The sequence below is a fragment of the Pseudomonas azerbaijanorientalis genome, from assembly GCF_019139795.1.
Taxonomy (GTDB): domain Bacteria; phylum Pseudomonadota; class Gammaproteobacteria; order Pseudomonadales; family Pseudomonadaceae; genus Aquipseudomonas; species Aquipseudomonas laurylsulfatiphila.
Genome location: NZ_CP077078.1, coordinates 5,694,621 through 5,708,445, shown reverse-complemented (window position 1 = coordinate 5,708,445; position 13,825 = coordinate 5,694,621). Strand labels below are relative to the sequence as shown.

At 60.0% G+C, this 13,825-nt stretch carries 8 protein-coding genes; 6 read left to right on the top strand and 2 right to left on the bottom strand.

The features are described from left to right. Nucleotides 1-4 precede the first annotated feature (4 nt). The 5 genes from KSS91_RS25590 to KSS91_RS25570 are packed head-to-tail and all read left to right on the top strand — an operon-like array spanning nt 5 to nt 9,345. Nucleotides 5-1,717 carry a DUF2138 domain-containing protein gene (locus KSS91_RS25590; protein ID WP_217836476.1) on the top strand — a complete coding sequence of 571 codons (1,713 nt, stop codon included), beginning with the start codon at nt 5-7 and terminating at the stop codon, nt 1,715-1,717. Then, on the top strand, nt 1,714-2,352 hold the full coding sequence (locus tag KSS91_RS25585) for a DUF1175 domain-containing protein (protein ID WP_007970183.1): 639 nt from the start codon (nt 1,714-1,716) through the stop codon (nt 2,350-2,352). Before KSS91_RS25590 ends, KSS91_RS25585 begins: the two co-directional genes overlap by 4 nt. Then, nucleotides 2,349-6,908: an alpha-2-macroglobulin family protein gene (locus tag KSS91_RS25580; RefSeq protein ID WP_217836475.1), complete on the top strand. Its 4,560-nt coding sequence runs from the start codon at nt 2,349-2,351 to the stop codon at nt 6,906-6,908. The genes KSS91_RS25585 and KSS91_RS25580 overlap by 4 nt, the downstream gene beginning before the upstream one ends. A 10-nt stretch (nt 6,909-6,918) precedes the next feature. Further along, a complete protein-coding gene (locus KSS91_RS25575) occupies nt 6,919-8,529 on the top strand; it encodes a DUF2300 domain-containing protein (protein WP_437179765.1) in 1,611 nt (536 codons plus the stop codon). 3 nt (nt 8,530-8,532) lie between these two features. Beyond that, the gene (locus KSS91_RS25570; RefSeq protein ID WP_217836473.1) at nt 8,533-9,345 is read left to right on the top strand and encodes a YfaP family protein; all 813 of its coding nucleotides are present in this window, start codon (nt 8,533-8,535) and stop codon (nt 9,343-9,345) included. Here the strand turns inward: KSS91_RS25570 and KSS91_RS25565 are convergent. After that, a complete protein-coding gene (locus tag KSS91_RS25565) occupies nt 9,332-9,610 on the bottom strand; it encodes a diguanylate cyclase (RefSeq protein ID WP_225923715.1) in 279 nt (92 codons plus the stop codon). The genes KSS91_RS25570 and KSS91_RS25565 overlap by 14 nt on opposite strands. 452 nt (nt 9,611-10,062) lie before the next feature. On the opposite strand from KSS91_RS25565, the gene KSS91_RS28605 reads away from it, so the two are divergent. Continuing rightward, nucleotides 10,063-12,288, top strand: a complete 2,226-nt coding sequence (locus tag KSS91_RS28605) for a calcium-binding protein (RefSeq protein WP_217836471.1) — start codon at nt 10,063-10,065, stop codon at nt 12,286-12,288. A gap of 569 nt (nt 12,289-12,857) precedes the next feature. Here the strand turns inward: KSS91_RS28605 and KSS91_RS25555 are convergent. Further along, nucleotides 12,858-13,604, bottom strand: coding sequence for a LexA family transcriptional regulator (locus tag KSS91_RS25555; protein ID WP_217836470.1), 747 nt, complete (start codon nt 13,602-13,604; stop codon nt 12,858-12,860). Nucleotides 13,605-13,825: the final 221 nt, after the last annotated feature.

Here is a 13,825-nt window from a genome sequence, read left to right as displayed (position 1 = left end):
GAACATGAGTGATAGCACTGTTACTCCGGCCGCTGGCGCACCCGCGGCCAAACCTTCCCTGCATTGGCCGACGCTGCTGATCGGAATATGCCTGGTCGCTGGCGTGGCCGGTGGGTTGGGGTGGCTCATGCACAAACCCAAGGCGCCGGCGCCTGCGTTGGCCAGTGACAAACTGGGTATGGGTCGCCCGGATGGTTTGCTGGAAACCCATTCCTTGAGCCAATTGCCCAAAGACCTGCTCGCGGTGCCCTTCCTCAAGGAAACCCTGACCGAAGATTTCGTCTTCTACTACGAAACCCACGCCGATCGCCTCGGCCTGATCGGCAGTCTGCGGCGGATCATCTACGAGCATGACCTGAAGTTGCAGGACACCCTGATCGAGCAACTGTTCGATCAGCCTGCCGACGTAGCGTTGTGGCGCGGGGCGGACGGGCGGCTCAAGGATTTCCTGCTGGTGATGGATCGCGGCGGACTGGCCAAGGTGCTGGAACCGTTGGCCAAAGTCGCGCTGGACGACTCGCAGCTGAGCAAGGTCGCTGAGGTGAAGGTTGGCAGTGAAGACGTGCCGCTCTATCAGCTCAGTTACAACGCCAGCAAGGCGCTGTTGTTCGCATCCCATGGCGACAAACTGGTGGTGCTGTCCAATCCGGCGAAACTCTACGATCCGCAAAGCGGTGCAACGGAGGAACCGGGCAGCGTATCGACCACGGCGGTTGCCGCGTTGCTCAATGGTGAAAAACTGTTTCCCGAAGCCTTCGGTCTGACGCCTCGTGCGCCGCAGGTGAAACAACGCCTGTCGGTGAATGCCAGCGTGCTGGCCATGGGTTACCAGCGTTTCATTCCGAACTTCGCCGGCCTGCGTTTCGACATGGACGAAAAGGGCTGGCACAGCTTCCTGGCCATGGATGAACTGGAGAATCAGCCGGATTTCGATTTCAAACCGATCTGGCAAGCCATGCCCATGGGGGCCAGCGCTTGCGTGGCGTTGCCGCTGGCTGCCGAACAACAGCAACCGCTGCTGGTGAAACTCGGTGCCGAGGAGAAGGTTGCCCAGGCATTGACCGAGCACATGGCCGGCGCGGCGGGGCTGTGCTGGTATGCCGATTCGCGGTTGTACACGCCCCTGCTGGTGGCCAGCCTCAACGATGACGACGGCGGCAAGCTCGATGGGGATCTGGGCAAGCTGTTCGGCTCGATGGTCGGTGCGCACGAGAGCAATGTCGAGGACGGTGCCTTCCCGGTGGTGGAAAAACAGGAAGGCCAGAGCCATCAATGGCAACGTCAGGTCAGCTCCAGTTTCGGTCCCTATTCGGCCAAGGAAGCTCAAGATCCCGATGCCATCACTGGCAAGGCGTTCATGAAAGTCAGCCTGGCGCGCCATGGTTCTACGTTGCTGTTTTCCCTCGACGACAAGCTGGTGGACAAGGCTCTCGGCACCCTCGACAAACGCTTCCCGCCGATGGCTGACGTGGTGCCCAAGGACTTGCTGATGCCAGTCTATTTCGGCCCCGATTCCATGGCGCAACTGATGCAGCAGGAAACCCTCGACAGCCTGCCTCAGGACATGGAACCGGTGTTCTACAACGCCGCGCAAACCTTCCTGATTCCGAAACTGCGCACGCTTGGTGGCTATGGTAAATACGCTCTGACCTTACCTGAAGGCAGCGAGCCAGACGGCCACTGGCAGTGGCTGCCGCTGGAGTGGAAAGCGCTGTGACGGCATTGATCCGCAGTCTCGGTCTGCTGGCGTTGTTGCTGAGCGCAGGTGCCCGCGCTGTCGAGACACCATCGCTCGATCCGCAGCAATCCCAGGTGTTTCGTGCCTGGTTCGTGCGCATCGCCCAGGAGCAACTGAGCCAGGGCCCGAGCCCTCGCTGGTATCAGCAGGATTGCGCCGGGCTGGTGCGCTTCGCCGCCAATGAAGCGCTGAAAGTCCATGACGACAAATGGCTGCGCAGCAATGGCCTGTCCAATCGCTACCTGCCGCCGGAGCTGCAATTGAGCGACGCCCAGCGCGGTCTCGCCCAGCAATGGCAGCAGGGCGGCGGCAAGGTCGGGCCGTACGTCAACGCGATCAAATTGATCCAGTTCAACAGCCATCTGGTCAGCCGTGATGTGTCACAGGCACGCCCTGGCGACCTGATGTTTTTCGATCAGGGCGACGACCAGCACCTGATGATCTGGATGGGCCGCTACATCGCCTATCACACCGGCACCACCACACCCACCGACAACGGCATGCGATCGGCAAGCCTGCAGCAACTCATGACATGGAAGGACACCCGATGGATACCCGACGCAGCCAACCCCAACTTCATCGGCGTCTATCGACTGAATTTTCTCTCCCAATGACCGGTGCCCGCATGCTGCGTTTTCTGTCTCTGATGTTGGTGTGGATGCTGCCACTCTCGGTGGTTAACGCCGATGACTCGGTCCCGGCCAGCGGCTATGCGCCTGTAGCCGGCGAGAGTTTTTTCCTGCTGGCCGACAGCAGTTTCGCCAGCGATGAGCCGGCGATGGTGCGCCTTGAAGCGCCGGGTCGCGACTATCGCCGGTTTCGCATGGAACCCTATGGCGGCGCGGACATTCGGGTGTATCGCATCGACAAGCCGCTGGACGTCCTCAAGCGCCAGAAGAATCTGCATCGGGTGGTCAGCGATGGCCAGTTCAAGGGTGAAGGTCTGTCCAACACCCTCGCGTACCTGTGGGACAACTGGTATCGCAAATCCCGCCGGGTGATGCAGCGGGCGTTTTCCTACGAGTCGCGTAAACAAGTCACCGAGGAAGTGCCGGAACTGAAGATGGGCAATGCGATGGCCACGCCAACGCCCTACGATGCACAGCCGCAATTCGCGTTGATACCGGGCTTGCCGGTGGTCAGCCAGTTCCGTTACCCGTTGTGGCAGGCCAAGCCGATCCAGCCACCGGCGGGGGTGAACCTGGCCGGATCTTCCAGCGAGTTTGTCAGTGTCGCACCGGGCAATGTGTACATCCCGTTGGGCACTCTCAAACCGGGTCTTTATCTGGTGGAAGCGCTGATCGGCAAGTACCGCGCGACCACCATGGTGTTCGTCTCCAACACCGTGGCGGTGAGCAAGATTGCCGGTGACGAATTGCTGGTGTGGGCCGCGCGCAAACACGAAGGCAGCTCGGTGCCGAAGGTCAATGTGCTGTGGACCGACGGCCTGGGTGTGATGAGCAGCGGCGCCACGGATAGCGACGGCTTGCTGCGCTTGAAACACGTCAGCCCCGAGCGCTCCTTCGTGATCGGTGAAGACGAAGAGGGCGGGGTGTTCGTCTCCGAGAATTTCTACTACGACAGTGAAATCTACGACACCAAACTCTATGCCTTCACCGACCGGCCGCTGTATCGACCGGGGGATTGGGTGTCGCTGAAAATCGTCGGACGTGAATTCAAGAACGCGCGGGACTCGGTGCAGCCAAGCGCCGCCGACGTCAATGTGAGCGTGCTCGATGCCACCGGCACGGCGCTGCAATCCCTCGATCTGAAGCTCAATTCCAGGGCCGGCACCCAGGGCCGCTTCCAGTTGCCGGACAATGCCGTGGCCGGTGGTTATGAACTGCGTTTCACCTACAAGGACCAGACCTACAGCAGCGCCTTCCGCGTCGCTGAATACATCAAGCCGCACTTCGAGATTTCGCTCAATCTGGCCAAGCAGGATTACCGCACCGGCGAGCCGGTCAAGGGCAACCTGGTGCTGCTGTACCCGGACGGCAAACCGGTGGCCAATGCGAAATTGAGCCTGAGCCTGCGCGCCCAACAGCTGTTGATGGTCGACAACGAACTGCAATATCTCGGGCAATTTCCGGTGGAGCTGACCAGTACCGAACTGAGCACCGACGCCAAGGGTAATGCAACGCTCGACCTGCCCGCCGCCGACAAGCCGAGTCGCTACATGCTGACCGTATTCGCCAGCGACGGCGCGGCGTATCGGGTCAAGACCACCAAGGAAATCCTCATCGACCGTGGCGCGGCGAACTTCCGCTTGAGCGCGCCCCGACGCTTCAGCGCGGTGGGCGACAAGGTTGCGTTCAGCTACACCCGCGAAGGCGAGCAGGCGCAAGCCGTTACACCGGGCAGCTACGGCTGGGTACGTCTGGAAGACCAGAGCAGCGGCGAAGGCAAACTCACGGCAACCGACAAAGGTTTCACCCTGGCCTTTGACCGGCCAGGCACCTACAACCTGACACTCAAGGATGACCACGGTCGCGTGGTCGGCGCCACCGGGCATTCGGTCACCGGCGAAGGTGTCAAAGCCGTACCCGGTACCGTGGAAATCGTCCTCGACAAGCCCGAGTACATCACCGGCGATGAAGCGCTGGCGCTGATTACTTTCCCGGAACCGGTCAACGATGCCTTGTTGTCGCTGGAGCGGGACAAGGTCGAGGCGACCGCGCTGCTGTCCAGGGGCGGTGACTGGCTGAAGACGGAAAAACTCAGCGATACCCAATACCGTGCGCGCATCCCGGTGAAGGACGGCTTCGCGCCGAACCTGACCTTCTCGGTGCTGTACACCAAGGGCGGTCAGTACAGTTTCCAGAACGCCGGCATCAAGGTGGTAACACCTCAGATCGACGTGGTCATTGCCACCGATAAAGACACCTACCAGCCGGGCGAAACCGTCTCGGTAGACCTGACGACTCAATTTGCCGGTAAGCCGATCCCGGCGCACCTGACGGTCAGCGTGGTCGATGAAATGGTCTACGCGCTACAACCGGAAGTGGCGCCGAGCATCGACCAGTTCTTCTATCACCCGCGGCGCAACAACGTGCGCACCAGCGCCAGTTTGTCGTTCATCAGTTATGACGTCGCCTTGCCGGGCAGCCCCGGTGCACCGGGCAAAGCCAATCGCAGTGAGCGCGGCGTGAAGGTGCTGGAGCGGCCGCGTCGCGAGGATGTCGACACGGCGACGTGGCAGCCAGAATTGCTGACCGACGCCAACGGCAAAACCCGCTTCACCTTCAAGATGCCCGACTCACTGACCCGCTGGCGCATCACCGCCAGGGCCATCGCCGATGACGGTCAGGTCGGACAGAAGAAGCAATTCGTACGCTCGGAAAAACCGCTGTACCTGAAGTGGAGCGGGCCGAGCCGATTCCGTACCGGCGACAAACCGGACCTCGGTGTGTTCGCCTTCAGTCAGGCCGAGAAACCGCTCAAGGCCGAACTGGTGAGCCGTTACGCCGGCAACGAACAGCGCGTACCTGTCACCCTGAACAGCGGCATCAACTACATCCCGTTGCCGGCGTTTGAACTGGCCAATGGCGAGTGGAGCGCCGAACTGGTGCAGGACGGCAAAACCGCTGACGCGTTGACGGTGCACCTGAGCGCGACCGGTGAAGGCTGGCGGGTGACGCAATCCCAGAGTCTCGATGTGAGCAGCGGCGATACACCGCTGACTCTGCCGGCAGACGCGACCGATATTCGCCTGCGCCTGGATGACAGTCCGCAAGCGTTGTTCCGTTCTGCCCTCGACGATCTGTTGAGCTACCCCTACGGTGGCGTCGAGCAGACTGCCAGTCGCCTGCTACCATTGAGCATCGCCTACCCGACGCTGGCGGCGAATCCGCAGATCCGCGATCGCTTGCGCCTGATCATGCAAAACAGTCGCCTGCGCCTGGTACAAATGGCCGGTCCTTCGGCGAGCTTCACCTGGTGGGGCATGGACGGCGAGCCGGACGCGTTCCTCACCGCCTACGCCTATTACGCCGACTGGCACGCCAGTCGGGTGCTGGACCTGAGCCTGCCGCCGGAACACTGGCAGCGGGTGCTGGAGGTCTATGCCAAACAGGCGAACAACACACCGCTGCTGCAGCGGGCGCTGATCCTGTCGTTCGCCAGGCAGATGCAGTTGCCGGTCAACACCTTGCTCAGCGGTTTGATGGATGACCTGGCGAAAGCGGGCGAGGGCAGTGCCGCGAATCTGATGGAAGGCGGTGAAGACAGCCTCGTCATGAGCGACCCGGATTCAGCCCTGGGGCTGGCTTCCGCGCGAGTGCTGACGGCCTCGCTGGCCAGGCAGGCGAAGGTCGTTCTGCCGGATGCGTTCAACCGGCAACTGGCCGACGCGCAGCAACGTCTGGCGGCCAGTTCCCAGCCGTTTGCCGAAGCGCTGAACCTGTCGCTGCAACCCTTCGATCAGGCTCACGCACAGGCGTTGCTGCAACGCCTGTTGCCGCAGCAATCGACCCTGGAACGGGCATTGGCGCTCACCTGGCTGCAACGCAGCATCGAGCAGGCATCGCCCACCATTGCATTGGCCCCGGGTGAAGGCTGGAAGAAACAGTACGGGGTTTCTGGTGAGATGTATTGGACGTGGCAGGGGGGCGTGCCAGTGCCGGCGGTATTGACGCTCAACGGGGTTCAGGAGCGTCCGCTGCGCGCTGCATTGAGCTACCGGAGCCAGCAGCCGACGGTCGATCCGATGGCCGTGACCATCACCCGTCGCCTGTCGCGATTGGTGTCGGGGGATGAAGCGTTTACCTTCAAACTCGAAGCAGTCGGCAACGCGCCGCTGTCCAGCGACAGCCTCTATCTCGACGAAGTGATCGTCACTAGCAAAGCTACCAGACCGCTGCGCTACGGCCTGCTGGAAGTGCCGCTGCCACCGGGCGCTGATGTCGAGCGCACGACCTGGGGCATTAAGCTCATGGGCAAGGCTGGCAGCGAACCGACATCGCTGGAGAAGGCGCGTTTCGAGCCGGGGCAAATGGCTTACGCCGTTCCGGTCGATGCCTTGAGTGGCGAATTGCGCCTGCGGCATCTGGTGCGTTTCTCACAGAAGGGGCAGTTCAACTTGCCGCCGGTGCGATTCACTCAGGTGTATGCGCCGCAGCATCAGGCGATGGAACAAAAGGCAGCCCTTGGCCAGGTCACGGTTCACTGACGTGCACAGGATGCTGCTGGGGTGGCTGCTGTGTTTGATCCCTGTGCTGGCGACAGCACAGGACGAACCGCTGCGCCTGGCCTTCAAGGGCGATTTGCTGTCGTTGAGCCGAACTCAGGTGATCGCCCGCGAGCCACTGCCGCAGACCTTGCAGACACCACTGGGCAGTGTGTGGAAGTTGTTCGTCTACGCCTGGCTGGTCGATACCGGTGCGCGTGAGCCGGCTTACGAATGTCGCGGCCACTCGAAGGAAGAAGTCTATTGCTGCACGGCGGGCGGCAGGATCGAGCGCGATCAGGCGTTGGTGAAGTCATGCGGTCTGTATTTCGAACCCGCGCGACTGGGCATCCGCGAGGCCGACTGGCGAGCCTATTGGCAGGCACGGCAGGCACCGCCATGGTTGCTGGATTTGCCTTCGTTGCAACCGGCTACCCGGGTTTCGGTGGCACAGCTGCTGAAAGTGCTGTCGGTACTGCCGGCACAGGATCAAGCCCGACGTGTGTTGCTCGATGTGGTGCTCAATGCTGCTGATGGCCAAGTCGTCGGCGAACTCGGAAGCCGCCTGCGGGTGAAGACCTGGAGCTGGTTGGCGGATCAGGATGCCACGTCACGCCAGGGCGGATTTGCCGGTTGGACGGCGGATGGTGCACCAGTCTGGGCCGGGGGGCGGGGCACCAGTCAGCGGGTACTGCGTGATTACGCCCAGGCATTGTCCACGGTGATTCCTGTTGCCTGGCCTGCGGATGCAGGGAAGTGCGTAGAAGTTGATCTGTTCTCCCGCTATCCACTTCGGCGTGTGCTGTCACAGGGCAGTGTGGTGTCCTCCGGGGCGTTACAGGGTGACTACCGCGTCGAATTCGCCAACGGCAATGCGCTGGATATCCACAGCGATGGCGAACTCTTTCTGCTGAACGACAAGCTCGTCGCCCGGCTGGATCGCGAAGAGTACGTCGCCCGTGTGCTCCAGCGCGAAGCCACTGCCGAGCCGGTCGAGGCCGCCAAAGCCCTCGCGGTGGCCATCCGCACGTACCTGCTGCAAAACGCCACGCGCAGTGGTGATTGCCTGAGCATCGATGACAGCAGCAACCGTCAGCGGGTCGCGCCGCGTCCGGCATCGTCTGGGTCACGCGACATCGCCGCATGGACCAGCGACCTGGTCCTGGCCGGCAGCACCGTTACCTATCATTCCGATCAACCCGGCCCGGACAAACTGTCCTGGCAGCAAGCCGTCGAACAGGCCCGTGCCGGCCAGCGCTACGACGCCATTCTGCTGCACGCCTACCCACGCGCCAGTCTCAGTCGCTGGGACAACCCGGTCGCGTCCTGCGAAGCGTTGCCCGCCGCACAAGACTGGCTGCAGAAACAACGGCGCGGCTGGCGTGTGCGGTTGGAAGGCGAGGTCGGCTACAACGAAGTCAGCACCTTCGCCGTATGCCGCCTGGCCTTCGGACGCCCCTATGTCGACCGCGAACGCCAGCGTATCTACGTGCGTGGCGTGCTGACGCTGCAAGACCGCCTCGACCTGACCCACGAATACCTGCACCTGGCCTTCGAGGCACACCCCAACGGCCAGGATGAAACCTACATCGAAGGGCTCGCCCGCCACCTCTTGCTGGAATAGGCCATGAAACTCCGTTATCCACAGGTCTTGCTGTGTCTCTGCTCGCTGCTGGCGTTGCCATCAGTGATGGCGGCGGACAGCGTCAAACTCGACACCCCCGCAGGCGGCTGGCGCACCGGCGCGCCCGAGGGCGAGGGGGAAAGCTTCCGGCAGGTCGTCAACTACCCGGCTTCGTCGGTCAACACCCCGGCAGGGCAGGCCAACACCGCACGCATCAGCGGCCAGATCAAAGCCACAGCGAAATCCACAGAGCCCGGCCGGCTGATCGTCAACGGGGTGAGCATGCCGCTGAAAATCGACCCGGCCGGCCGCTTCGATCGCCCGTTCTCATTCCCCAACGGCAGCAACAGCGTCGAAGTTCGCAACCCCGATGGCCAACAACGTCACCGCACGCAATTTCTCAACAGCAGCGGCGGTGCGACCCCGGCCAAGTTACGTGTGTTACTGGCATGGGACAGCGACAACACCGACCTCGACCTGCACCTCATCACCCCCGACGGCGCGCACATCTGGTACGGCGACCGCATCGTCCCCAACGGCGCAGCGCTCGACGTCGACGTCACGACCGGCTACGGCCCGGAAATCTTCGCCATGCCCGCACCGATCAAGGGCCAGTATCTGGTGTATGTGAACTACTTCGGTGGCGGCTACAGCAGTGATGAACAGGGGCAGGAAGACGCGGTGCAAGCACTGACCACCGCGCAGGTGACGGTGATTACCGAGGAGGGGACGCCGAGTGAAAAGATGGAGACGTTCCTGGTACCGATGCGGGCGGTGGGGGAGTTGACGTTGGTGAAGTCGTTCAGCTATCCGTGAGGTTGAGGTACAACTTGCGCAGCGTTTGCACACGATTGCGCCCGTGATCCTTGGCGCCATACAGCGCTTCATTGGCCTGTGAAAGCAGGCTCGAAAGCTCGTAGCCCGACTCGCCGGTGGTGACGACGCCGGTACTGACACTGAGCATCCCCGGCTCCAGCAGCGACAGCCGGGAAAACGCTTGGCGGATGCGTTCAGCAATCTGAACCGCCTCCTGCTCATCCGCCCCTTTGAGCAGGCAGGCAGCCTTGAACTTATCCTCCATGTGTAATCCACTTGACAGAGTCCATGCTCTTAGTAATATCGTTTTGATATTATCTCGGCATAGGGACTGCATGAGAACAGCCGAAAAAATTGCTGCTGATCCATTCTGAACAATGAGGTCGGGGTAGTCAGGCGTACTGAAATGGAGTCAAAAAGCCTCTACGCCCCCCAACTTGCCATCAGCCATCTGTGAACGGGCGCAGTAAATCCCCTTGGTTTCGTAGATACATCTAATAGTCGACTATTGATCGAACCTGGCTAGTCGCCAATGTCGGCTTTGGACTGTAACCACGCAAGTTGAGCCGGATTGAGAATAGTATGCGCACCGATTTTTTAAACCAAGCAAGAGTTTGACATGAGCATGTACGAGGATTGGTTGCGCCTCGAGTTACTGCTTGAAGTTTAGCCTGTGGCAGAAGCCGCTTTTTTAGCAGTAAAGACAGGAGAGTCTAAATGGCAACAGTTAATGGAAAAACGGTAACCGGGTCCACCATCTATGGAACCACCGGCTATGATATAATTTATGGCGCCAACATCGCCGAAGTTATTTATGGCGGAACGGGTGACGATAGCATTTATGGCAATGATGGTAACGATACGATCTATGGTGGCAGTGGGTCGGACGCCCTGGATGGCGGCAACGGCAACGATATCCTGGACGCGGGCACTAGCAGTAATAGCGTCCTTACAGGCGGCGCAGGGGCAGATACTTTCGTCATAAATCGTGGAGCCAGTTATATAGGGCAAACCATCACGGATTTTGACGTATCCGCAGACCGGCTGGATCTTCGTCAGGTCGGTATCTCCGACATCGAGACACTTAATCGCCTGTTTGAAGTCAACTACGATGACAAGCTTTTATTCACAATCAATACTAACGGTTATTATTCGAAGACCACGCTGAACAATCTTTGGGCCACCGGGATCGGGGAGTTGGACGCGTCCAATGTGCTTCTCAATACGACCGTCAAAGACGATACGCTGACCGCAACCTCCAGGAGCGACCTGTTCGGAGGGTTGGGTAATGACAGGCTTACAGGTTCCTCGTCCAGCGACCGCCTTTTTGGCGAAAGCGGCAATGACACCCTCTTCGGCATGAATGGGAATGACCTTTTGGTCGGTGGTGCCGGCAACGATACCCTGAACGGTGGCGCCGATGAAGATGTGCTCGAAGGCGGTAGTGGCAACGATATCCTGAACGGTGGCACTGGGAGGGATGAGCTCATCGGCGGGGCTGGTAGCGACGTATTCATCGCTCAGCGGGCGAGCAATTACTACGACTCGACCCGAGTCATCGATTTCAGTCTCGCGGAGCAGGACAAGCTCGATGTCCGCAGTTTCGGGATCAGTGATATCGAAAGCCTCAAGCGCTTGGTTGAGGCGGTGAACGACAAAGGTGGCGACGTCATCACAAATAGGTACGGCGGCTACTCGGCTGAGCTGGTGCTCACGGGAGTATCGGTTGCCGACCTGACAACGACCAATCTGCTCCTCAATACGAGCACGGCCAACACAAATCAGTTCGCCACCGGCAGTAGCGATTTGTTCGGCGGCCTTGGCAACAACCGTCTCGTTGGCTCCTCGTCCCACGATCGCCTGTTCGGCGAAGGCGGCGCTGACACCCTGGAGGGGGGCGATAGTTACGACCTGCTTGTGGGTGGCAGCGGTAACGATAGTTTGTTCGGTGGCAATGGTAACGACACACTGGAGGGCGGCATTGGCGACGACAAGCTCGATGGTGGCGACAACAATGACATCCTCAAGGGCGGCGTCGGTAACGATACGCTGAATGGCGGCCTGGGCGACGACGTGTTATCGGGCGGCACCGGTAATGACTTGCTGATCAGCAGCCTTGGCGACGACTTCCTGGACGGCGGTGAGGGCATCGATACCCTGTCCTACGCAGCAGAGGGATTGACGCTCAACGTCGATCTCAACCTCACGGGCGAGCAGCGTGTCCAGGCATCCCGTTACGAGGATGATCGAATTCTCAATATCGAAAACGTTATTGGCGGTTACGCGAACGATCGCCTGGTGGGCAATGCCTATAACAACAGCCTCGATGGTGGCAATGGCGACGATACACTCAGTGGTGGACTTGGTAATGACGTCCTGCGTGGTGCGGCTGGCAATGACACCATAAACGGGGGTAGCGGCGTGGACACGGCCACCTACGAGGGGGCAGCTTCCGGGGTCAAGGTCGATCTGAACATTAAGACTGCCTCCCAGAATACACTCGGTGCAGGAGTCGATCGCCTCCTCTCCATCGAAAATCTCACCGGATCCAGCTACGCCGATACGCTCAAAGGCGATGCGGCAGCCAACGTGTTAACGGGCGGACTAGGCAAGGACACCCTCACCGGCGGCGCTGGCAGCGATATTTTCGACTTCAATTCGTTGTTGGAGACAGGGACGATCAGCTCCACCTGGGATGTCATCAGCGACTTCGTGCGCGGTAGCGACAAGATTGACCTGTCGACGCTGGATGCCAACACCGCCACGACCGCCAATGACGCCTTTTACGCGATCATTGGTAGCACGACCGCCTTTACTGCTGCCGGGCAATTGAAGGTTGCCAATGGCGTGCTCTACGGCAACACGGATGCGGACAACACCGCCGAGTTCGCCATTCAGATCACCGGCGTCACGAGCCTCTCGACTTCGGACTTCATACTTTGAATGTGGGGGGCAAATAGCCCCTCATCGAGCCAAGGTTCTAAACGACCCTGACCATTTCATCAAAGCTGTTCAGTTATGGAAGTTTGAATCCTTGATCAGCAGAAAAATCCGGAGCCTCCTAACCAGGTTCCGGATTTTTTATGTACAAGTACCCGCCAGATCAAGCCGAGGAAGCGACCCAATTGATGCTCAATCGGGCGGAGACGCTCTGTGAGGCTGCCTGGCTATAGGCGTGAGCCATGGACGGCACAGATCGTTGGTGCCACACACACACACCTACGTGGATCTCAGGCATTAAAAAGCCGGCTTGTGGCCGGCTTCTCGGGGACTGGCTTGGATCATTTTTGGTAAACCGCGCCAGCCTTCAAAACGTACACCCGGATCTTGCGTCCGGCTGTGGGACCTGGTGAGAAAGTCATCTGTCAGGTCAGCGCATCTGAGCCGCGGTGCGGGTGGATGCGCAAATGTGGTGCGCAGCATACGCAGGTTTGGCGCAAATTCCCAGCGGGAAGTGCCGTGCAGAGCTGTTCGGCCACCTGGGTGGATGGCCGATGGGCGTTGTGGCGCGTTTAAAGAAAGGGCACCGCCGGCCGCCGTTTGTTCAGGGTCGACCACCAGAATACCCAACCCAGTACCCTGATGTTCTGCTCATCGATTTGTGCCGCCCGGAAGATTTCATCCGGGTATTCGGCGCGGTTGTGGCTGCGCAGTCGCAGGGAGTTGCCCGGTAGTCGGTGCAGGTACTTGATGCGCAGCATGCCGTCATGTTCGATGGCGTAAATCTCGCCATCGACAATCTGGGTCAGGCCACGGTCAATCGCCAGGGTTGAACCGTCTTCAATTTTTTCCCCCATGCTGTTGCCGCTCATGAAGGCGCAGATGGCGTCGGCGTGGTTGATTTCCAGTGAATCGAGATGGCTGCGGGGCAGGCGGATGGATGTCTCGGGATCTTCTATGACGTGGGTTTTGTTGGATCCCGGGGCGATGACAGCTTCTTTGTAGAAAGGCAGTTCGACGTCGACTGGCTCGATGACCGTATAGATACCGCGGATGGTCTGGGCGTCGAAGGTATTGCCGGACTCCTCGATCAGACGCAGGTGCTGGGCGTCTTTCGAGCCTTCGCCGGTTTTCAGCCAGTCGCTGCTGACGGAGAGTTTTCGGGCGACTTCTTCCATGCAATGGGCGGGCACGCCGCGGGTGTACCAGTTATGTACATTTTGCGGAGCCGTACCCAGAAAGTCGGCAAATCCGGTGGTCGTGATGTTCGCTGCTTCGAGGAGCGCTTTAAAGCGTGGGCCGCTAGTGTTCTTTTTCATGAACGCGAGTCTACTGGCGGCTGGTAGGGGTTTGAATAAACGCCTCGTTCAAATTTTGTGGGTAATTTACGACCGGATGTAAGACGTTCTTGAGGAGTTTTAAACAGGCAAAAACCAAGGCCGGACAAGACTAAACGTCCTGTTTAAAACCCTTATCAAGTGCCCACAAAAAACCCCGGATATACCGGGGTTTTTTCTTGCAGCCTGTCGCTGGAAGCTCG

Excerpts from the sequence above, each read along its gene's own strand:
- KSS91_RS25575 (WP_437179765.1), top strand. The coding sequence starts at position 6,919 with ATGCTGCTGGGGTGGCTGCTGTGTTTGATCCCTGTGCTGGCGACAGCA.
- KSS91_RS28605 (WP_217836471.1), top strand. The coding sequence starts at position 10,063 with ATGGCAACAGTTAATGGAAAAACGGTAACCGGGTCCACCATCTATGGA.
- KSS91_RS25555 (WP_217836470.1), bottom strand. The coding sequence starts at position 13,604 with ATGAAAAAGAACACTAGCGGCCCACGCTTTAAAGCGCTCCTCGAAGCA.
- KSS91_RS25565 (WP_225923715.1), bottom strand. The coding sequence starts at position 9,610 with ATGGAGGATAAGTTCAAGGCTGCCTGCCTGCTCAAAGGGGCGGATGAG.
- KSS91_RS25590 (WP_217836476.1), top strand. The coding sequence starts at position 5 with ATGAGTGATAGCACTGTTACTCCGGCCGCTGGCGCACCCGCGGCCAAA.
- KSS91_RS25580 (WP_217836475.1), top strand. The coding sequence starts at position 2,349 with ATGACCGGTGCCCGCATGCTGCGTTTTCTGTCTCTGATGTTGGTGTGG.
- KSS91_RS25570 (WP_217836473.1), top strand. The coding sequence starts at position 8,533 with ATGAAACTCCGTTATCCACAGGTCTTGCTGTGTCTCTGCTCGCTGCTG.